Here is a 20,476-nt window from a genome sequence, read left to right on the forward strand (position 1 = left end):
CGATCCCGGACCGGCCCTCGGCCGTCCGGGATGACGACGACCGCTCAGCCGAGATGGAACTTGGAGAGGTCGCGGTGCTCGGCCTCGATCCAGCGCACCGTGCCGGTGGCCGAACGCATCACCACGGTGTGGGTCTTCACCACGCCCTTCTCGTATTTCACGCCCTTGAGCAGGTTGCCGGTGGTGACGCCGGTCGCCGCGATCAGGCAGTCGCCGCGCACCATGTCGGCGATGGTGTAGATCTTCTTCGGGTCGCTCACGCCCATCTTCTTGGCGCGCTCGCGCTTCTCCTCGGTGTCGAGGATGAGGCGGGTGTACATCTCGCCGCCGATGCAGCGCAGCGCCGCCGCCGCGAGCACGCCCTCGGGGGCGCCGCCGGTGCCGAGATAGATGTCGATGCCGGTCTCGTCCGGATTGGTGGTGTGGATCACGCCGGCGACGTCGCCGTCGGTGATGAGCTGGATGGCCGCGCCGGTCTTGCGGACGGCCTCGATGATCGCGGCATGGCGGGGACGGTCGAGAATCAGCGCGGTGATCTCGGAGGGCTTCACGCCCTTGGCCTTGGCCAGCGAGTGGATGTTGTCCTCGGGGCTGGCGTCGATGTCGATCGTGCCCTTGGCGTAGCCCGGGCCGATGGCGATCTTCTCCATGTAGACGTCGGGCGCGTAGAGCAGCGTGCCGCCCTCGGCCATGGCCATGACGGCGATCGAACCCGGCATGTCCTTGGCGCAGAGCGTCGTGCCCTCCAGCGGGTCGACGGCGATATCGACGTCCGGCCCCTTGCCGGTGCCGACCTCCTCGCCGATGAACAGCATCGGCGCCTCGTCGCGCTCGCCCTCGCCGATGACGATGCGGCCGGCGATGGGCAGGCGGTTCAGCTCGCGGCGCATGGCGTCCACCGCCGCCTTGTCGGCCGCCTTCTCGTCACCGCGCCCGCGCAGGCTCGCCGAAGCCACCGCCGCGCGCTCGGTGACGCGCACCAGTTCGAGCGTCAGTATGCGCTCGAGCGCCTGGCCCGCCTTGACCGTAATCTCCGCCATCGTCCCAGCCCTCTCAGTCCTTCTCGATCCGTATCACCTGCGGCGGCGACGCAATGACGCCATCGATCTCGATGGCCGCGATCGCACGGCGCACCGCATCCTCGTTCGTGGCGTAGGTGATCAGCACCACGGGCGCCGGATCCTCTGCGCTTTCCGCGCGCTCGCCGCCATGGGGGCGACCGCGCCGGTGCTGCATTATGGACTCGAGCGAAATATTCTGCTCGGCCATATGGCGGGCAATGGCTGCCGCCGTTCCAGGCCGGTCGACCGCCGCGAGGCGGATGTAATAGCCGCCTTCATGACGCTTGATCGCCGCCTTCTCGGCCGGCCGCAGCGTCTGCGCGCGCCAGCCGAAGGGCGCGCCGCTCAGGCCGGAGGCGATATCGCAAAGGTCCGCGACCACCGCGGAGGCCGTCGCGTCGCCGCCCGCGCCCGGTCCCACCAGGGTGAGCGCGACCGAGTCGCCGTCGATCGCCACCGCGTTGGTGACGCCGGAGACCTGCGCGATCGGCCAATGTTTGGGCACCATGGTCGGATGCACCCGCAACTCGACGGCGTCGCCCGTGCGGGCCGCCACGCCGAGCAGCTTGATGCGGTAGCCGAGCTCGTCCGCCGCCTCGATGTCGGCGAGCGTGATCGAGCGGATGCCCTCGATGTGGATGGCCTCCGGGTCCGGCCTGACGCCAAAGGCGAGCGAGGCCAGCAGCGCCAGCTTGTGCGCGGTGTCGAAGCCGTCGACGTCGAAGGTGGGATCGGCCTCGGCATAGCCGAGCTGCTGGGCCTGATCGAGGCAGGTGTCGAAGGACAGCCCCTCCTCCTGCATCCGGGTCAGGATGTAGTTGCAGGTGCCGTTGAGAATGCCGGAAACGCGGTGGATCTCGTTGCCGAGCAGCGCCTCGCGCAGCGTTTTGATGACGGGGATGCCGCCCGCGACCGCCGCCTCGAAATGGATGTCGACGCCCTTCTCCTCGGCCGCCTTGGCAAGCTCAACGCCGTGATGGGCGAGCAGCGCCTTGTTGGCGGTGGCGACGGAGTGGCCGCTCGCGATGGCGGCCTCGACGGCGGCCTTGGCGATGCCGTCATGGCCGCCGATCAGCTCGACGAAGACGTCGATGTCGGGATCGCGCGCCAGATCGACGGCGTCGTCGTACCAGCGCATGCCGGAGAGATCGCAGTCGCGATTGCGCGAACGGTCGCGGGCGCTGACGGCGACCACCTCGACCGGCCGGCCGACGCGCGTCGCGATCGCGTCCGCGCGGCGAGCCAGCATGCGCACCACACCCGCGCCGACCGTACCGAGGCCGGCGATGCCAATTTTCAGCGGCGGCGCCATTATGTGTCCGAACTCAACAAACGATCCGAATGCGGCGCCGCCCGGTGGGATCGGGCGTCAACGCGCCGCGGCGAGAGGGACGACGTTGTGCAATGTTTCCGCGCCGGTTTCAAGGAAGCGGCGGATGTTGCGCGCCGCCTGACGGATGCGCTGTTCGTTCTCCACAAGGGCGATGCGCACATAGTCGTCGCCATGCTCGCCGAAGCCGACGCCCGGCGCGACCGCGACATCGGCCTTCTCGATCAGCAGCTTGGAGAACTCGACGCTGCCGATATGACGGAACTTCTCCGGGACCGGCACCCAGGCGAACATGGAGGCGGAGGGAACGGGAATATCCCAGCCGGCCTTGCCGAAGCTGTCGACCAGCACGTCGCGGCGCTTCTTGTAGACCGCGCGCATCTCGGCGACGCAGTCCTGCGGGCCGTTGAGCGCGGCGGTGGCCGCCACCTGGATCGGCGTGTAGGCGCCGTAGTCGAGATAGGACTTCACCCGCGCCAGCGCCGCGATCAGCCGCTCATTGCCGACCGCGAAGCCCATGCGCCAGCCGGCCATGGAGAAGGTCTTCGACATGGAGGTGAACTCCACCGTCACGTCCACCGCGCCGGGCACCTGCAGCACCGAGGGCGGCGGGTTGTCGTCGAAATAGACCTCGGAATAGGCGAGGTCGGACAGCACGATCAGGTCGTGCTTCTTCGCGAAGGCGACGACGTCGCGGTAGAAGTCGAGATCGGCCACCTGCGCCGTCGGGTTCGAGGGGTAGCACAGCACCAGCGCCAGCGGCGAGGGAATCGAATGCGCCACCGCGCGCTCCAGCGCGTGGAAGAACTCCGGCCCCGGCTCGCAGGGCACGGAACGGATCGCCGCGCCGGCCATCAGGAAGCCGAAGGCATGGATCGGATAGCTCGGATTGGGCACCAGGATCACGTCGCCCGGGGCGGTGATCGCCTGCGCCATGTTGGCGAAGCCTTCCTTCGAGCCGAGCGTCGCGACGACCTGCGTGTCGGGGTTCAGCTTCACGCCGAAGCGGCGCTCGTAATAGGCCGCCTGCGCGCGGCGCAGACCCGGAATGCCCTTGGAGGCCGAGTAGCGGTCGGTATGGGGCTTGCCGATCGTCTCCTTGAGCTTCTCGGTGACATGCGCCGGGGCATCGAGATCCGGGTTGCCCATGCCGAGGTCGACGATGTCGGCGCCGCCGTTGCGGGCGGTAGCCTTCACGCGGTTGACCTGCTCGAAAACGTAAGGCGGCAGCCGGCGGATACGATGAAAGTCGGTCATGGGTCTCAAGCTCCAAGCCGCCCCGCTTATGTCGGGGACGGTGCAACGGGCGCTTCATAACACCGTTCGCGCGCCCGCACATCGACGGATGTCAGGGCAAATGGGCAGAAGAATGGTGTTTTCGGCCCGATTGCGGCGCTGCGCCTATTGGTCCGCTTCGAGCTCGCGCAGCGCCTTCGCCTCGCGCTCGCGGGCGAGAGCCTCCAGATCGCTCTGCATCTTCTTCGTCTCTTCCTTGGTCAGGACCGGCGTGTCGCCGACCTTGGCAGGCGCGCCGAAGGTCGGGAAGGGCTTTTCCTTCTCCTTCTCCCGCCCCTTCGGCGCAGGGGCGGCCCGCGCCCCGTCAGTCGTCACGCGGCGCTCGTCGGCGGCCGGAGTGGCAGCCGGCGCGGCAGCCGGAGTGGCGACCGGCGGCGTGGCCGTCGCAACGGGCGCGGCCGCATCGACGCTCGACGCCGCGTCGGGGAGGACGGCCGTGGTCTCCACGGCGGCGTCCGCCGTGGTCGCGGCAACCACCTCGCCCCCCGCGGCCCCGGCCGGAGCCTCCAGCGCCTCCCCGGTGATCACGCCGGACGGTCCGCCCGCGCCCGCGCAGCCGGTGAGCAGCAGGCCGGCGACGACCAGCACGAACGATCGGGGCGCCGCGCGCTCCTTTCCACTGCCGTGTCGCAAATTCACGTTCTCCGTTCCCTGCTCCGTCCCCTGCGGCAACCGCGCATCCCTTCGGCCTGTTACGCACTCGCTAGCACCGGATGGCGCGTCTATTATGGCCACCTATGAACGCACCTATCCGCGGGGACAAGCGGTGAGCAATCGACGCACCACAGGGATACCGGCCGCCGCTTCCGCACCGAGGCCGGCCGAGAAAACCACCTCACGCCCGGCCAAGGCGCCCAAGCGCACCCCCGGCAAAGCCACGGCAACCACGGACGAGCCGGCCGCGACGATTGAAAAGCCGACTAAAAACAGAGCCGCAAAGCGCGCCGGCGCAACCGGCAGAACGACCGGCAAGGCGATGGCGAAGCCCGCCACGGCCGACAAGGCCGTGGCCGCACATGCCCCGGGCCGCAAACCTGCAACCAGGACAGCCGCGAAATCCGTGACGACAAAATCCTCAGCGACTCGATCCGCACCGGCCAGGGCGACGACACCGGAGCCCCTCGCAGCGGCAGCGCCGAAGGCGGCCGAATCGACGGCGCCGTCGGCAGGAACGCCTGCGGCCAGACCTTCCGTGGCGAAACCTTCTGCGGCTAAACCTTCCGTGGCCAAGTCTCCTGCAGCCAAACCCCCTGCAGCCAAGCCCCCTGCGAGCAAATCCCGCACCGCGAAGACCCCGACGCCGAAGACGCCACGACCGGAACCTGTCGCGGCCATTTCGCCGGCGCCGAAGCCCGCCGCGTCGAGCGCCGCGCGCTCGGCCCGAAAGGGAGCGGTCGCCGAATCGGTTGCCGCCAAACCACGGGCCGCCACGCCCAAGCGGGCCCGCACCACCGTGAAGCGGCCGCTCTTCACCCCTCCGACCATGGCGCCGAACCCAGCGCCCTCCCCCGCGCCCTCCCCGGCGCCCGCGGCCAAGCCGGAGCCGCGGACCGACGACGGCGAGGCCCGCGCCGCCTCGGGGCCGATCGATCTCGAGGTCTTCGCCGCCAATCTGGCGCGGATGATGGAGGAAGGCGGGCGCGCCATGGCGGCCTATCTGCGTCCGCGCGAGGACGGCCGGATCAAGGACGAGGTGGCGGAGGACCTTGCCGACGTCGCCAAGACGCTCGGCAATGTCGCCGAGTACTGGCTCGCCGACCCGCAGCGCACGCTGGAGGCGCAGTCGCGGCTGATCGGCGGCTATCTGTCGCTCTGGTCCTCGGCGCTGAAGAAGCTGAGCGGCAAGAAGACCCGCCCGGTGGTCGAGCCGGCGACCCGCGACAGCCGCTTCGCCGACCCGGAATGGAACTCCAACCCGTTCTTCGACGCGCTCAAGCAGGCCTATCTGCTCACCGCCAACTGGGCGGACGAGATGGTCGAGGAAGCCGAGATCGACGACCACACCAAGCACAAGGCGGAGTTCTACGTGCGCCAGATCGCCGGCGCGGTTTCGCCGTCGAACTTCGTGCTGACCAATCCGGAGCTGCTGCGCACCACGCTGGCCTCGAACGGGGCCAACCTCGTGCGCGGCATGAAGATGCTGGCGGAGGACATCGAGGCCGGCGGCGGCGACCTGAAGATCCGCCAGACCGACGATACGAAGTTCCGGGTCGGCGAGAATCTCGCCGTCACGCCCGGCAAGGTGATCTTCCAGAACGACCTGATGCAGCTCATCCAGTACGCGCCGCAGACCGAGACGGTGCTGGAGATTCCGGTCGTCATCATCCCGCCCTGGATCAACAAGTTCTACGTGCTCGACCTCACGGCCGAGAAGTCCTTCGTGCGCTGGGCGGTTTCCAACGGCCTCACCGTGTTCGTGGTGTCCTGGGTCAATCCCGGCCCCGAACTCGCCGGCAGGGGCTTCGAGGACTACATGCTCGACGGCGTGCTGAAGGCCTTCGAGGTCGCCAAGCAGGCCTGCGGCACCGAGCAGTTCCACGCGGTGGGCTATTGCGTCGGCGGCACCATGCTGGCGATGACGCTCGCCTGGCTGGCAGCGATGCACAGGGATATCGGGGTGCGCAGCACCACCTTCCTCACCACCCAGGTCGACTTCACCTATGCCGGCGACCTCAAGGTGTTCATCGACGAGGAGCAGATCGCCAATCTCGAGCGCAAGATGCTGGAGACCGGCGTGATGGAGGGGCGCAAGATGGCGAACGCCTTCAACATGCTGCGCTCCAACGACCTGATCTGGCCCTATGTGGTGAACAATTATCTCAAGGGGCAGGCGCCCTTCCCGTTCGACATCCTCTACTGGAACTCGGACTCGACCCGGCTGCCGGCGGCGAACCACTCCTTCTACCTGCGCAACTGCTACCTCGACAACAAGCTGGCGCAGGGCCGCCTGCTGCTGGCGGGAAAGCCGCTCGACCTGAAGTCGATCGACCTCCCGATCTACAGCGTGGCGACGCGCGAGGACCACATCGCGCCGGCCGCCTCGGTGTTCCTCGGGGTGCAGATGTTCGGCAGCTCCGGCCGCTTCGTGCTGGCCGGCTCCGGCCACATCGCCGGCGTCATCAACCCGCCCGCGCGCGGCAAGTACCAGTACTGGACCGGCGGCCCGCCCAAGGGAAAGCTGGAGGACTGGATCGCCAGGGCCGAGATGCATCCCGGCTCCTGGTGGCCGGACTGGCGCGCCTGGATCGAGCAGCAGGACAGCGCCCGCGTGCCCGCCCGCGTGCCCGGCGAGGGACCCTTCCCGGCGATCGAGGATGCGCCCGGCAGCTATGTGAAGGTGAAGTCGTGACCGCCCTGCGCGTTCTGGCGCCGGTCGCGCTCGGCCTCGTGCTGCTGGCGCCCGGAGTCGCGCCCGCCGCGGCGGCGAGCTTCGACTGCGCGAAGGCGCGCACGCCGGACGAGCGCGCGGTGTGCGCCGACCCGACCCTGTCGGCGCTCGACAGCGAGATGGGCGCGCTCTGGTTCGCCTATAGCCGCTTTCCGCTGCTGATGGGCGCCAGCGGCGCCCGGCGCGACGAGGCGCAGGATTTCCTCGCCACGCGCGCCAAGTGCGGCGCCGATGCCGCCTGCATCGCCCGCGTCTACCGGACCCGCATCGGCGTGCTCAGGAAAGAGGTGGCATGGGCCATCGACAATCTGGCCCGGCAGGCGGACGCGGACCCGGCGTCCTCCCCGTCCCTGCCGCAGCCGGTGAGCGCGCGCATCGCCGCCTTCGGCCCGCAGTGCCGCGATCTCGGCGGCACGCCCGACGCGGAAAGCCGGCCGCAGGTGGCGACCGCCGATCTCGACCGCGACGGCAGGCCGGACTACGTGCTGGACAGCGCCAGCCTGCGCTGCGAGGGCGTCGCCACCGCCTATTGCGCCAATGACGGCTGCTCGATCGCGGTCGCCCTGTCGAGCGCCGGCTACGCGCCGCTCGACCTGCGCGGCGCCAACCCGACGCTGGCGCTCGACTACAAGGCCAACAGCCTGTCGCTCTGGGTCGATCGCTTCCAATGCGGCGATGCCAAGCCGGGCGAGGCCTGCTGGGGCACCTGGCGGTGGGACGGCGGCGCCCTCAAGGCGAGCTTCGCCGTCCGCCCGCAATGACGGCTCACGGAAAAAGCGCGATCTGCTCCAGACCCGTCGTCTCGGGATAGCCGAGCACGAGGTTCATGTTCTGCACCGCCTGGCCGGAGGCGCCCTTCACCAGATTGTCGGTCGTCGAGATGACGATGACGCGGTCCGGCGCGCGGTCCTTGACCACGCCGATGAAGGCCATGTTCGAGCCCTTGACGAAGCGCGACTGCGGCACCTGGCCGAGGGGCAGCACATGCACGAAGGCCTCGCCCTTGTAGAAATCGGCCAGCACGCGGTGCACGCCCTCCGCCCCGACGCCGGCGCCGGTCTTGAGGTAGATGGTCGCGTAGATGCCGCGGTTCATCGGCACGAGGTGCGGCGTGAAGCTCGGCGCGAGGCTGCGCCCGGCGGCCTTGGAGAACTCCTGGTCGAGCTCCGCCATGTGCCGGTGGCCGCCGACGCCATAGGCGTGCATGCCGTCCGTCACCTCGGTGTAGAGCAGGTTCTCCTTGGCCGAGCGGCCGGCACCGGTCACGCCGCTCTTGGCGTCGATGACGATGTGCTCGGGGTCGATGGCGCCGGCCTCGATCAGCGGCACCACCGGCAGGATGGCCGTCGTCGTGTAGCAGCCGGGATTGGCCACCAGCCGCGCCTTGCGGATGTCGTCGCGATACAGCTCGACGACGCCGTAGACGGCTTCCTGCTGCAGTTCCAGCGCCTGATGGGGATGGCCGTACCAGCGCTCATAGGCGCCGTCGTCGCGCAGCCGGAAGTCGGCCGACAGGTCGACCACCTTCACATGCGGCGCGGTCTCGAACACGTTCTTGATCACCAGCTGCGTGGTGCCGTGCGGCAGCGCGCAGAAGACGAGGTCGACGTCCTTCCACGCCACCTGCTCGATGGTGATCAGCTTCGGCAGGCTGAAGGGGGCGAACTGCGGAAAAACGTCCGCCACCGCCTGCCCGGCCTTGCGGTCGGCGGTCAGCGCGACGATCTCCACGCGCGGATGGCGCAGCAGCAGGCGCAGCAGCTCCGAGCCGGTATAGCCCGAGGCCCCGAGGATGGCGATCCGCGCCTTGCTGTCCGTCATGGTGGCGACCCTTTCCTGCCGGCGCGGCCCTCCCCGATGGACGGCGGCGCGCATTGGACGTGCGCCATTACACCTTATGCATGTCCGGCGAAAGACAAGAGGGGCGCGCCGCGTGCATGGCCGATCCGCCATGTTCACGGAGCGTTCCGGTTTCGCACCGCGCCTGCCATAGTGCTATGCAGACCGAATCATCCTCCTTGAGATGCGAGCCGAACCCGCGCCCATGTCGAATTCCGACGACCTCTTCGCCGCAGTCCCCTCCCCGCGCCCCGTCCGCCCGGCCACCCGGCCCGTGCCAGCCGGCGCGCGCGACGCGACGCCCGGCGAGAACGGCTATACCGCCGCGGATATCGAGGTGCTGGAGGGGCTGGAGCCGGTGCGGCGCCGGCCGGGCATGTATATTGGCGGCACCGACGAGAAGGCGCTGCACCACCTTTTCGCCGAGGTGATCGACAATTCGATGGACGAGGCCGTCGCCGGCCATGCCAGCTTCATCGAGGTCGAGCTGACCGAGGACGGCTTCCTCACCGTGACCGACAACGGGCGCGGCATCCCGATCGAGAACCACCCGAAATATCCCGGCAAGTCGGCGCTGGAGGTGATCCTCACCACGCTGCACGCCGGCGGCAAGTTCGACAGCAAGGTCTACGAGACCTCCGGCGGCCTGCACGGCGTCGGCGTGTCCGTCGTCAACGCGCTGTCCGACGTGCTGGAGGTCGAGGTCGCGCGCGGCCAGACCCTCTACCGCCAGACCTATTCGCGCGGCCTGCCGCAGGGGCCGATCCAGGAAGTCGGCCGCGTGCTGAACCGGCGCGGCACGCGGGTGAGCTTCCACCCCGACGCGCAGATCTTCGGCGAGGGCGCGCGCTTCAAGCCCGCCCGCGTCTTCAAGATGGCGCGCTCCAAGGCCTATCTCTTCGGCGGCGTGGAAATCCGCTGGAGCTGCGATGCCGCGCTGGTGGCGGGTAGCGACATACCCGAGAAGGCGGTGTTCCGTTTCCCCGGCGGCCTGAAGGACTATCTCGCCGCCGACATCGAGGGCCACACGCTGGTCCATCCCGACATCTTCGCGGGCAAGACCTCGCGGCCCGGCGGGCACGGCTCGGCCGAATGGGCGGTGGCCTGGCTCGGCGACGCGGACGGCGCCGTCTCCTCCTATTGCAACACCATTCCCACCGCCGAGGGCGGCACGCATGAGGCGGGACTGCGCGCGGTGCTGCTGAAGGGCCTGCGCGACCACGCCGAGCGTACCGGCAACGCCAAGCGCGCCGCCATCGTCACCTCCGACGACATCATGGCCGGCTGCGCCGCCATGCTCTCGGTCTTCGTGCGCGAGCCGGAATTCCAGGGGCAGACCAAGGAGAAACTCGCCACCGCCGAGGCGACGCGCATCGTCGAGAGCGCGCTGCGCGACCCGTTCGACCACTGGCTCGGCGGCAACCCGGCGCAGGCGAGCCGGCTGCTCGACTGGGTGGTGGAGCGCGCCGACGAGCGCCTGCGCCGCCGGCAGGAGAAGGAAATCTCCCGCAAGACGGCGGTGCGCAAGCTGCGCCTGCCGGGCAAGCTGGCCGACTGCTCGAACAACTCGGCCGCCGGGTCGGAACTGTTCATCGTCGAGGGCGACTCGGCCGGCGGCTCGGCCAAGCAGGCGCGCGAGCGCCAGACCCAGGCCGTGCTGCCGCTGCGCGGCAAGATCCTCAACGTCGCCAGCGCCGGGCGCGACAAGCTCGCCCAGAACCAGCAGCTCGCCGACCTGATCCAGGCGCTCGGCGCCGGCACGGGCGGCCAGTACCGCGACGAGGACCTGCGCTACGAGCGCGTGATCATCATGACCGACGCGGATGTCGACGGCGCCCACATCGCCTCGCTGCTCGTCACCTTCTTCTTCCGCCAGATGCCGAAGCTGATCGAGAACGGCCACCTCTTCCTCGCCGTGCCCCCGCTCTACCGCCTGACGCAGGGCGCCAAGACGCTCTATGCGCGCGACGAGGCGCACCGCGACGAGCTGCTGGCCAAGGAGTTCTCTACGCGCGGCAAGGTCGAGATCGGCCGCTTCAAGGGCCTTGGCGAGATGATGCCGGCCCAGCTCAAGCAGACCACGATGAGCCCGAAGACCCGCACGCTGCTGCGCGTCACCATCGCCGAAGCCGAGCGCGCCGACACCGTCGACATCGTCGAGCGGCTGATGGGCAACAAGCCGGAGAGCCGCTTCGCCTTCATCTCCGAGCGAGCGGCCTTCGCCAATGAGGAGCTGCTCGACATCTGAGCCGCGCGCCACGGGCCGGCAGCCGCCGTTCAGACGGGTGGCGCCGCCGCGTAGTTCTTGTCGATGATCGCCTGAAGCAGCGGCTTGTAGCGGTCGCGGGCGACGAGTTTGGCCACCTCGCGCACCTGCCGCCCGCTGTCGCGCTGCGTCTCCGCGGAGGCGCCGGTCCACACGCCCTGGGCATGCATGCGATAGACGCTCATCGGCCGGTTGATATAGCCGATGGAGCCGAAGCGATCGAGATGGAAGGCGACCCCCATCTCGCTCAGCCGGTGGCGGAAAAGCACGCTCGGCAGCGCCTTCATCAGGTCGGCGCGGAACAGGCAGCTGGAGAAGTTGGCGATCAGGTTGAGGCTCGGATCGGCGAGGAAATCCGCCGCGTCCAGCTTGTTCTTGCGGATGCGGTCCTGCCGTTCCAGCGTCGTGCGCCGGCGGCGGCCCGACGTCTCGATCTCGATCTTGGAGAACACCATCGAGCAGTCGGAATGCTCTTCGAGAAACGCCACCTGCCTGGCGATCTTGTCGCGGTCGCTCCAGTAGTCGTCGCCCTCCAGCACCGCGAGATAGGCGCCCCCGGCCGAGGCGAAGGCGCGGCGGAAATTGCCGGAAATGCCGCGATTGACGCCATCGCCGATCGAACGCATGCGCCAGCTGTGCTTCTCGCAATAGCGCTTGACGATGTCGGCCGTTCCATCGGTCGAGCCGTCATCGGCGACGACGATGTCGTGATAGAAGTCGCCGCGCTGCGCCAGCGCGCTCTCCATCGCCTGGGCGATGAACTCCTTCTGGTTGTAGCAGACGATGACGGTCGTCACCGTCGGGCACACATTGTAGCGCCGCAGGATGCGCGCCATCGGCAGGGTGACAGCCTCGCGGTCGGTGATGCGCACCAGCTTGGCGCTGTCGCGGTCGCGGTAGGTCATCAGCACTTCGCCGACGAAGGCCGGCGGATGGCGGTGCAGGTATTTCAGGATCAGGTCCCAGTCCACCAGGCGCCGCAGGCTGATGTCGAAGCCGCCGAGCTCGTGGAAGCAGACGACGTGATGAACGAACACGCCGAGGTCGATGTAGTTGCTGCGCCGCAGCTCCGTGAGGTCGAACGGCTTGCCGACGATGCGCGGCACGCTCTCCTGGAGGAAGCGGGCGTAGTAGGTCAGCGTCCCGTCATTGACCACGATGCGCCGGGCGAAGGCGTCGAGGAAACGGGCATCGACCACATTGTCGGAATCGACATAGGCGATCCAGGGATTGGACGCCGCCAGCAGGCCGGCATTGCGGGCCGCCGACACGCCGAGATTGCGCGAGAAGCGGATATAGACGATGCGCCCCTCGGCAAGCTCGGCCGCGTAGCGCTCGCGCAGCAGCTGCTCGGTGCCGTCGGTCGAGCCGTCGTCGACGATGATCAGCTCGAAGGCGCGATGCGTCTGGGCAAGGATCGAGCGGATGGAATCCTCGATGATGCCCGCGCGGTTGTAGGTGGCGAGGATCACCGAGAAGGCGACCGCGGCCGCCGCCTCGTCGGTCCATTGCAGCGCCCGTATGGCGCGCCCTTCGGCGCGGCCCCAGAGGGCGTAGTGCAATAGCGGATTGATGTCTGCCGCCGCCACGTCGGCATGGGTGGCAAGGTAGTGGGCGCCGTCGAAATAGGGTGACGGCGCATGCCCTTCGCGCCAGCCGATCTCGAGATAATGCTCCAGCGGACGCCGGTGCGGGCCGGAAATCTCGGGATGCTGCTGAAGGTACCAGGCACTGTCGAACAGCCCCGTCTGCTCGACCTGCTCGATCTCCTGGCTCTTAAGTCGGCCCATTCTGCGTCGCGCCTTTGGCTTCGCCCATGTCGCGGCGACCAGGCAACCTATAGGAAGGCGTTGAATAGATCGTCAACGCCGCTCCAAGGCAATACGTGCAGCGAGCCCCAGTAGAAGTACCCCGGTAAGGCGCTGGAACAGCACCGCAAGGCCGCGACGCTGCGCCAGCCACCGGCCCAGGGTGCCGGCGAAACCGCCGACCAGCGCGTTCACCACCGTGCCGCCGACGTTCAGGATCATGCCGAGCAGCATGAACTGCGCGAAGGTTCCGCCGCGCGCGGGATCGACGAACTGCGGCAGGAAGGCCAGAACGAACACGACGACCTTCGGGTTGAGCAGGCTCACCAGCACCGCCTCGCGCCAGGCCCGCAGGGCCGAGCCGCGCGGGAAAAGGGTGTCGGGCGACACCAGCGGCCCGGAGCCGCGAAACGCCTGCACGGCGAGGAAGACGAGATAGGCCACGCCCGCCCAGCGTATCGCCTCGAAGGCGCCGGGATGGGCGGCCAGCAGCGCCGCAAGCCCCACCGCGGCCGCCAGCGTGTGCAGCAACACGCCGGTGGCGATGCCGAAGCTCGCGGCGATGCCGGCGCGCGGCCCCGAGCGCATGCCCTGCCCGAGGCAGAACAGCATGTCGTTGCCGGGCGTCAGGTTGAGCGCCAGCGCCGCCGGCGCGAAGATGAGCAGCGTTTCGAGCGGAATGAGCATGGTCCTCAGTCCGCCTCCGGCCGCCGGTCGACGGCGGCGATCTCCATCGTCCCGCCCGGCAGGCTGACCTCGTCGCCGGTCCATTTGCCGGTCAGCGCCCGCGCCACCGGCGAGACCCAGGCGATGCGCCCCTGCTTCGGATCGGCCTCGTCCTCGCCGACGATGCGGAAACGCCGCTGCTGGCCCTTGCCGTCCTCCAGCGTCACCGCCATGCCGAAGGTGATCGCCTCGCCCGCCTGCGGCGGATCGACCGGCTCGGCATTGGCGCGGCGTGCCGACCAGTAGCGCAGTTCGCGCGAGGCCCGCGCGACCGCGTCGCGGTCCCCCGTGGCGCCGGCGGCGGCCAGCGCCTCGCGCTGCCGTCCCAGCTCGGCGTCGATCAATGCGAGGCCGCGCCGCGTCACCAGGTTGCGGTTCGAACTTACCGGACGCTCCGGCAAGGTGTCGGCGCCGCTGTCTTCCTTCACGAATGCGCGGCTCATCGCGCGACCTGCCTTCCCGCGCCATTGCCGGGGTCGAGATGCACGGCTAAAATGGATGCACCGTAAAACCCTTGACAGCGGCGAAATGCGTTGACTTTGCGGGCGTTGCGCCTATGGTGCAACGCGTCGTCCGATTATATCCGACTGAAGCGCTCCGCGCGACGACGAAGCCGTCATCCCCGGTCACGGCTCGAGGGAATTGGCGAGCGGTGCGCGGCCGTAGAATTGACCCCAGATGCCTTTCAATGAACTGGGCCTGAGCGACAAGGTGCTCTCGGCCGTCGCGGATGCAGGCTACACCGAACCCACGCCCATCCAGGCGCAGGCCATTCCCCATGTTCTCGCCCGGCGCGACGTGCTCGGGCTTGCGCAGACCGGCACGGGCAAGACGGCGGCCTTCACGCTGCCGATGCTCACGCTGCTGGAGCAGGGCCGCGCCCGTGCCCGCATGCCGCGCACGCTCATCCTCGAACCGACGCGCGAACTCGCCGCGCAGGTCGAGGAGAACTTCACGCGCTATGGCAAGAACCACAAGCTCAACGTCGCCCTGCTGATCGGCGGCGTTTCCTTCGGCGACCAGGATGCCAAGCTGCTGCGCGGCGTCGATATCCTCATCGCCACGCCGGGCCGGCTGCTCGACCATGTCGAGCGTGGCCGCCTGCTGCTCTCCGGCATCGAGATCCTCGTCATCGACGAAGCCGACCGCATGCTGGACATGGGCTTCATCCCGGACATCGAGCGCGTCTGCAAGCTGGTGCCGTTCACCCGCCAGACGCTGTTCTTCTCGGCGACCATGCCGCCGGAGATCCAGCGCCTCGTCTCGCAGTTCCTGTCGAACCCGGTGCAGATCGAGGCCTCGCGCCCCTCCTCCACCGCCTCGACCATCACCCAGCTCCTCGTCGCGACGGGCCGGGAGGACTACGAGAAGCGCGATACGCTGCGCCGCCTCATCAACGAGGCCGACGCGCTGCAGAACGGCATCATCTTCTGCAACCGCAAGAGCGAAGTCGCCGTGGTGCACAAGTCGCTGCTGCGGCACGGCTACAAGGCCGTCTGCCTGCACGGCGACATGGACCAGCGCTCGCGCATGCAGGCGCTCGACCAGTTCCGCACCGGCGAGGCGACCCTGCTGGTGGCCTCCGACGTCGCCGCCCGCGGTCTCGACATTCCGGCGGTGAGCCACGTCTTCAACTACGACACGCCGCACCACGCGGAAGACTACGTCCACCGCATCGGCCGCACCGGCCGCGCGGGCCGTGCCGGCGCCGCCTTCACCCTGGTGACCCCGTCCGACGTGAAGTCGCTCGGCGCCATCGAGAAGCTGATCGGCCGCCCCATCGACTGGATGGAAGGCTCTTCGCTCGACGCCCTCCCCCCCTCCGAGCCGCGCGCCCGCGGCGGCGCCGACCGCAATCGGCGCGGCGCACGTGACGAGCGCGGTGGTGGACGCGAGGAGCGTGGCGGACGGGAGGAACGCGCCAGGGGCGCCCGCCCGGCGCGCCGCCGCGACGGCGCCGAGAAGGCCGCCCCCGCCGAGGAAGCCGAAGAGACCGTCGCCGCCGCTCCGGTGGCGGCTGCCCCGGCCAAGCCGGCACGTCGGCGCGGCAAGAGCACCGAGGCGACGCAGGATGCCGCTCCGAGCCCGCGCGAGCGCGGCAAGGAAAAGCCCGCGGCCCCGGTCAGTGCGCCGGCCCGCGCGCCGGTCACGCCGCTCACCCACCGCCGCAGCGAGCGCGCGCCGATGGACGAGCCGGCCGATACCTCGCACCTGCCGGCCTTCCTGCTGCGTCCGGTGAAGATCAAGGCGGGCTGACGCGCCCGCCGGCGATCTTCTTCGACGCTCTGGACGGGCGCGGCTTGGCGAGTGCCGCCGCGAACGCGATGCGCGCGGCGCGGGCGGCCAGCTCCGCCGCCGCGTCGGCATCGTCGATGGCGGCCTCCGGCAGCGACCAGTAGGCGATGGTCACGCGCCGTCCGCCCTTCTCATAGACAAACGGCTCCGACCCGCGGCCTTCCAGCTCGCGGGCGAAAGCGTCATCGGTCTTGAGATAGATGCGGTCGGCGGCGACGAGGCCGAACATCACCCCATCGACGAAAAGCCCGAGCCCGCCGAACATGCGGCGGCAGCGTATCGGCCGGAAAGTGGCGAAGATGTCGGCGATCGCCGCCGCGTCCATCGCGTGCCCGCCCCTCAGGCGCGGGCGGGCGCCGCCTCGGGCTGTACCGGCGTGATGGCGACCGACTCGCCGCATCCGCAGGCCGAGGTCTGGTTCGGGTTGTTGAACACGAACTGCGCCGAGAGCTTGTCGGCCTTGAAATCCATCTCGGTGCCGAGCAGGTACAGGATCGCCTTCGGGTCGATCAGCACCTTCACGCCCTTGTCCTCGATGACCTCGTCGAAGCGCCCGGCCTCCTCGGCGAACTCGACCGTGTACTCCATGCCGGCGCAGCCGCCATTCTTCACGCCGACGCGAAGGCCGACAACCGGCTTGTCGGAACGCTCCATGATGGAGCGCACGCGCGCGGCGGCCGCCTCGGTAAGCGTCATGACCGACGGGCGGGAACGGGGCTGGGTCATCTTCGTCGTCTCCTAATCGACACCGGGTGAAGGCCGGTGGATCGGTGCCCTTAAGATGGGGGATGTCGGGTGCGGCGGCAAGGGCGAAGGCGGCGGAGCAGCCCCGCTTGGCCGTCATCCCGGCTCTCCTGTTCCTGCACAATGCCGGACCGGCCTTCGGCCGTCCGGGATGGCGGCATCCGGCTCAGTAGTTCGGCCACAGCCCCGGCGTGGCGAGTTCGACGAGGTTCTCGTCGGGATCGCGGAAATACAGGCTGATGCCGCCGCCGTCCCAGTCGATCCGGCTTTCGATCGCCACGCCGCGCGCGGCGAGGTGCGCCGACCAGCGTTCGGCGGTATCCGCCGGTATCGCCAGCGCGTAATGCAGCCGGCCATGCCCGTCATGCGGGGGAATGGTGCCTTCGGCCATCTTCACCGGCTGCAGCGTCCCGCCGCGCGCGAACAGCAGCAGCACGCTCGCCGGCCCGGCATTGTAGGCGCAGAAGCGGTCGTCGGCGATCATCGGCACGAGGCCCAGCACGCCCTCGTAGAAGGCGCGGGCGCGCGCCAGATCGTCGACATAGAGCCCGGTCTCCAGCACGCCTTCGAGCGGCGGCGTGTCCTTCCCTTCCGCCATCGCCGGCTACCAGAGGTTCAGCGCCAGCCGCGCCTCCTCCGACATCCGGCCCTGGTCCCAGGGCGGGTCGAAGGTGAGGTTGACGGTGACGCCGGATACGCCGCCGACGCCGGCCACCGCGCCTTCCACCATGCCGGGAAGCTCGGCGGCGGAGGGGCAGTTCGGCGTGGTCAGCGTCATGTCCACCGCGACCTGCCGGTCGTCGGTGATGTCGACCTTGTAGATCAGCCCGAGCTCGTAGATGTCGACCGGGATTTCCGGGTCGTAGACGGACTTGAGGGCGGCGACGATGTCGTCGGTCAGCCGCTCCAGTTCGTCCGCCGGGATCGCGGAATCGATCGCGGGCACGTTCGGGCCGTCCGAGGCATGGTTCCCACGGGTTTCGGTTTCGCTCATGCGAACAGATCCTGAGCCTTGATGAGGGCGTCGGCGAGAGCGTCGACTTCCTCATGCGTGTTGTAGAGCGCGAACGACGCCCGGCACGTCGCTGTCACACCATATCGCCCCAGAAGCGGCATCGCGCAATGGGTGCCGGCGCGCACGGCGATGCCGGCGCGGTCGATGACGGTGGCGATGTCGTGCGGATGGGCGCCCTTCACGTCGAAGGCGAAGATGGCGCCCTTGCCCGGCGCGTCGCCATAGATCTGCACCGAATTGATCTGCGACAGCCGCTGCCTGGCATAGGCGCCGAGCGCGGCCTCGTGCGCGGCGATCCGTTCGCGGCCGAGGCTCTCCATGTAGACCAGCGCCGCACCGAGGCCGATCGCCTGCACGATCGGCGGGGTACCCGCCTCGAAGCGGTGCGGCGGCTCGCCATAGGTGACGCCGTCCTCGGTGACGGTGCGGATCATCTCGCCGCCGCCCTCATAGGGCGGCATCCGCTCCAGCAGCGCCCGCTTGCCATAGAGCACGCCGATGCCGGTCGGTCCGTAGAGCTTGTGGCCGGTGACGCCGTAGAAATCGACGTCGAGGTCCTGCACGTCGACCGGCATGTGCACGGCGGCTTGCGCGCCGTCGACGACGACGAGCGCGCCGACCTCATGGGCGAGGCGGGCGATCTCCTTGATCGGCGTCACCGTGCCGAGCACGTTCGACATGTGGGTGATGGCGACGATCTTGGTGCGCTCGGTCAGCAGCGCCTTGAAGGCGTCGAGGTCGAAGGCGCCGTCTTCCGTCACCGGCGCCCATTTGATCACCGCGCCCTTGCGTTCGCGCAGATAGTTCCACGGCACGATGTTGGAGTGGTGCTCCATGATCGAGAGCACGATCTCGTCGCCCTCGCCGATCGACTGGCCGAGCGAGGACGCCACCAGGTTGATCGCCCCCGTCACCGAGCGGGTGAAGATCACCTCTTCCAGCGTCGGCGCGTTGAGGAAGGCGCGGCAGCGCTCGCGCGCCTGCTCATAGGCCTCCGTCATCGCATTGGCGAGGTAGTGCAGGCCGCGATGGACGTTGGAATACTCGTTCTCATAGGCGTAGCGCATGCGGTCCAGCACCTGCACCGGCTTCTGCGCCGAGGCGGCGTTGTCGAGATAGACCAGAGGCTTGCCATAGACCTGCTTGGACAGGATGGGGAAATCCTGCCGCACGCGGGCGACGTCATAGCCGCCATTGGCGACGGCGGGGTGGGATGCGACCGGCTCGGTCATGTTGCGGCCCCTCCAGAGGGCGTCATCCCGGCCGAAGCGAAGCGGAGAGCCGGGATCGCGGGCCGACAGCGGCCCCTATTCTGCGAACGATCCCGGATCGCGGCGGCGCCGCGTCCGGGATGACGACATCGATGGGCGGCGCGACCAGCGCCTCACGCCCGCGCCTTGAGCCAGGCTTCGGCCTGCTCGACCAGCGCCTCGCGCAGCCCTTCATGCTCGACGGTTTCCACCGCCTCGCCAACAAAGGCCTGCACCAGAAGGCTCTGCGCCTCCTTCATCGGAATGCCGCGGGCGCGCAGATAGAACAGCAGCTCGTCGTCGATCTCGCCGCAGGTGGCGCCATGGCCGCACTGCACGTCGTCGGCGAAGATCTCCAGCTCCGGCTTGTTGTCCATCTCCGCCTCGTCGCCGAGCACCAGCGCGCGGCTCATCATCCGCCCGTCGGTCTTCTGCGCCGCCTGGCGGACGACGATCTTGCCCTGGAACACGCCACGGCTGGAATCGTCGAGCACCGTCTTGAACAGTTCGCGGCTCTCGCAGCCCGGCACCTGGTGGTCGACGAACAGCGTCGAATCCGCGTGCTGGCGGCCCTTCAGCAGCGTCGCGCCGTTGAAGCCGACATGGCTGTCCTCGCCCGACAGCGTCGCGTAGAGCGAGGTGCGGGCGACGGCGGCGCCGATGCCGAAGGTGAAGGCGTGAACCTGCGCCTGCCGGCCGACGTCGAACAGCAGGGTCGCGAGGTGGAAGGCCGAAGCGCCCTCCTCCTGCAGCCGCACCACGTCGAGATGCGCCTCGTCGCCGACGACGAATTCGGTGGCGGAATTGGCCTGGTAGGCGATGCCTTCCGGACCCTCGAAGCTCTCGGCATAGGTGAAGGACGCACCGGCGCCGACCACGACCAGCGAGCGGGCATAGCTCGCCGCCGCCGCATCGCCGGCGAAGACATGCGCCACATGCACCGGCCGCTCGATCCGGGCGCCGGGCGCCACGGTGATGACGACGCCGTCGCCGGCCAGCGCGGTGTTCAGCGCCAGCGCGGCGTCGTAGCGGCCCGGCAGGATGCCGCCGAGACGGCTCAGCACCTCGTCGCCCGAGGCGACAGCCGCCGCGAGCGTGGTGAGGCTCAGCCCCTCCTCCAGACCGGCGAGATCGGACAATTCCTCGACCACCGCGCCATTGGCGACGACGATGCGGCGCGCCTCGACGCCGCGCAGCAGGCGCGCGCGGGCGTCGGCCACCGCCACGGCGGCCGTGCCGGCGACCGGCACGGCCTCGCGCATCAGCGTGCGCAGGTCGGTGTACTTCCACTCCTCGACCCGCCGGTGCGGCAGGCCGTTTGCCTCGAAGCTGCGGGCGGCGGCGCGGCGCAGATCGGCCAGCCGGTCGCCACCGGCCGGCAGTCCGCTGAGCGAGGCGACCAGCGCCTGCTCGGCGGGAGTCCGGATCGGACGGATGTCGGCGTTCATGTCATCCACC

General features: G+C 69.2%; 19 protein-coding genes. 4 read left to right on the plus strand and 15 right to left on the minus strand.

Annotated elements, in window-relative coordinates:
- Window positions 1–44: 44 nt before the first annotated feature.
- The 5 genes from glpX to AC1PZ7_RS16325 all read right to left on the minus strand — a co-directional run bounded on the left by glpX (window position 45) and on the right by AC1PZ7_RS16325 (window position 5,172).
- Entirely contained in the window at window positions 45–1,040 is a 996-nt protein-coding gene (gene glpX / locus AC1PZ7_RS16305) for a class II fructose-bisphosphatase (protein WP_482356253.1), read from the minus strand.
- 13 nt (window positions 1,041–1,053) lie between these two features.
- Window positions 1,054–2,373, minus strand: a complete 1,320-nt coding sequence (locus tag AC1PZ7_RS16310; protein ID WP_482356254.1) for a homoserine dehydrogenase — start codon at window positions 2,371–2,373, stop codon at window positions 1,054–1,056.
- A 57-nt stretch (window positions 2,374–2,430) separates the two neighbouring features.
- Window positions 2,431–3,648 carry an LL-diaminopimelate aminotransferase gene (locus tag AC1PZ7_RS16315; protein WP_482356255.1) on the minus strand — a complete coding sequence of 406 codons (1,218 nt, stop codon included), beginning with the start codon at window positions 3,646–3,648 and terminating at the stop codon, window positions 2,431–2,433.
- A gap of 144 nt (window positions 3,649–3,792) precedes the next feature.
- On the minus strand, window positions 3,793–4,275 hold the full coding sequence (locus tag AC1PZ7_RS16320; protein ID WP_482356256.1) for a hypothetical protein: 483 nt from the start codon (window positions 4,273–4,275) through the stop codon (window positions 3,793–3,795).
- A gap of 159 nt (window positions 4,276–4,434) precedes the next feature.
- Window positions 4,435–5,172: a hypothetical protein gene (locus tag AC1PZ7_RS16325; RefSeq protein ID WP_482356257.1), complete on the minus strand. Its 738-nt coding sequence runs from the start codon at window positions 5,170–5,172 to the stop codon at window positions 4,435–4,437.
- Between the two features lie 136 nt (window positions 5,173–5,308).
- Here AC1PZ7_RS16325 and phaC point away from each other — a divergent pair, with 136 nt between their 5' ends.
- Window positions 5,309–7,036: a class I poly(R)-hydroxyalkanoic acid synthase gene (phaC, locus tag AC1PZ7_RS16330; RefSeq protein ID WP_482359659.1), complete on the plus strand. Its 1,728-nt coding sequence runs from the start codon at window positions 5,309–5,311 to the stop codon at window positions 7,034–7,036.
- The gene (locus tag AC1PZ7_RS16335; protein ID WP_482356258.1) at window positions 7,033–7,836 is read left to right on the plus strand and encodes a lysozyme inhibitor LprI family protein; all 804 of its coding nucleotides are present in this window, start codon (window positions 7,033–7,035) and stop codon (window positions 7,834–7,836) included. Before phaC ends, AC1PZ7_RS16335 begins: the two co-directional genes overlap by 4 nt.
- A gap of 4 nt (window positions 7,837–7,840) precedes the next feature.
- On the opposite strand, the gene argC is transcribed toward AC1PZ7_RS16335, so the two are convergent.
- A complete protein-coding gene (gene argC, locus AC1PZ7_RS16340; protein WP_482356259.1) occupies window positions 7,841–8,896 on the minus strand; it encodes an N-acetyl-gamma-glutamyl-phosphate reductase in 1,056 nt (351 codons plus the stop codon).
- A gap of 223 nt (window positions 8,897–9,119) precedes the next feature.
- On the opposite strand from argC, the gene parE reads away from it, so the two are divergent.
- Window positions 9,120–11,162, plus strand: a complete 2,043-nt coding sequence (gene parE, locus AC1PZ7_RS16345; RefSeq protein ID WP_482356260.1) for a DNA topoisomerase IV subunit B — start codon at window positions 9,120–9,122, stop codon at window positions 11,160–11,162.
- A gap of 29 nt (window positions 11,163–11,191) precedes the next feature.
- Here the strand turns inward: parE and AC1PZ7_RS16350 are convergent, their stop codons facing one another.
- The 3 genes from AC1PZ7_RS16350 to AC1PZ7_RS16360 form a co-directional block, all read right to left on the minus strand.
- On the minus strand, window positions 11,192–12,970 hold the full coding sequence (locus AC1PZ7_RS16350; protein ID WP_482356261.1) for a glycosyltransferase family 2 protein: 1,779 nt from the start codon (window positions 12,968–12,970) through the stop codon (window positions 11,192–11,194).
- 72 nt (window positions 12,971–13,042) lie between these two features.
- The gene (locus AC1PZ7_RS16355; protein WP_482356262.1) at window positions 13,043–13,675 is read right to left on the minus strand and encodes a LysE family translocator; all 633 of its coding nucleotides are present in this window, start codon (window positions 13,673–13,675) and stop codon (window positions 13,043–13,045) included.
- 5 nt (window positions 13,676–13,680) lie between these two features.
- Window positions 13,681–14,157, minus strand: a complete 477-nt coding sequence (locus tag AC1PZ7_RS16360) for a GreA/GreB family elongation factor (RefSeq protein ID WP_482356263.1) — start codon at window positions 14,155–14,157, stop codon at window positions 13,681–13,683.
- Window positions 14,158–14,392: 235 nt separating this feature from the next.
- Between AC1PZ7_RS16360 and AC1PZ7_RS16365 the strand changes: the two genes are divergently transcribed.
- Window positions 14,393–15,970: a DEAD/DEAH box helicase gene (locus AC1PZ7_RS16365; protein ID WP_482356264.1), complete on the plus strand. Its 1,578-nt coding sequence runs from the start codon at window positions 14,393–14,395 to the stop codon at window positions 15,968–15,970.
- On the opposite strand, the gene AC1PZ7_RS16370 is transcribed toward AC1PZ7_RS16365, so the two are convergent.
- From AC1PZ7_RS16370 to sufD, 6 genes are all read right to left on the minus strand, one after another.
- On the minus strand, window positions 15,957–16,334 hold the full coding sequence (locus AC1PZ7_RS16370; RefSeq protein WP_482356265.1) for a TfoX/Sxy family protein: 378 nt from the start codon (window positions 16,332–16,334) through the stop codon (window positions 15,957–15,959). The two genes, AC1PZ7_RS16365 and AC1PZ7_RS16370, sit on opposite strands and share 14 nt — an antisense overlap.
- A 14-nt stretch (window positions 16,335–16,348) precedes the next feature.
- A complete protein-coding gene (sufA, locus tag AC1PZ7_RS16375) occupies window positions 16,349–16,735 on the minus strand; it encodes a Fe-S cluster assembly scaffold SufA (RefSeq protein WP_482356266.1) in 387 nt (128 codons plus the stop codon).
- A 184-nt stretch (window positions 16,736–16,919) separates the two neighbouring features.
- On the minus strand, window positions 16,920–17,351 hold the full coding sequence (locus AC1PZ7_RS16380) for a VOC family protein (RefSeq protein WP_482356267.1): 432 nt from the start codon (window positions 17,349–17,351) through the stop codon (window positions 16,920–16,922).
- Between the two features lie 6 nt (window positions 17,352–17,357).
- Window positions 17,358–17,747, minus strand: coding sequence for an SUF system Fe-S cluster assembly protein (locus tag AC1PZ7_RS16385; protein ID WP_482356268.1), 390 nt, complete (start codon window positions 17,745–17,747; stop codon window positions 17,358–17,360).
- Window positions 17,744–19,000, minus strand: coding sequence for a cysteine desulfurase (locus tag AC1PZ7_RS16390; protein ID WP_482356269.1), 1,257 nt, complete (start codon window positions 18,998–19,000; stop codon window positions 17,744–17,746). The genes AC1PZ7_RS16385 and AC1PZ7_RS16390 overlap by 4 nt, the downstream gene beginning before the upstream one ends.
- A 152-nt stretch (window positions 19,001–19,152) precedes the next feature.
- The gene (gene sufD, locus AC1PZ7_RS16395) at window positions 19,153–20,466 is read right to left on the minus strand and encodes a Fe-S cluster assembly protein SufD (RefSeq protein WP_482356270.1); all 1,314 of its coding nucleotides are present in this window, start codon (window positions 20,464–20,466) and stop codon (window positions 19,153–19,155) included.
- Between the last annotated feature and the right edge of the window lie 10 nt (window positions 20,467–20,476).

This window comes from Ancylobacter sp. TW_SC_1 (assembly GCF_056836805.1).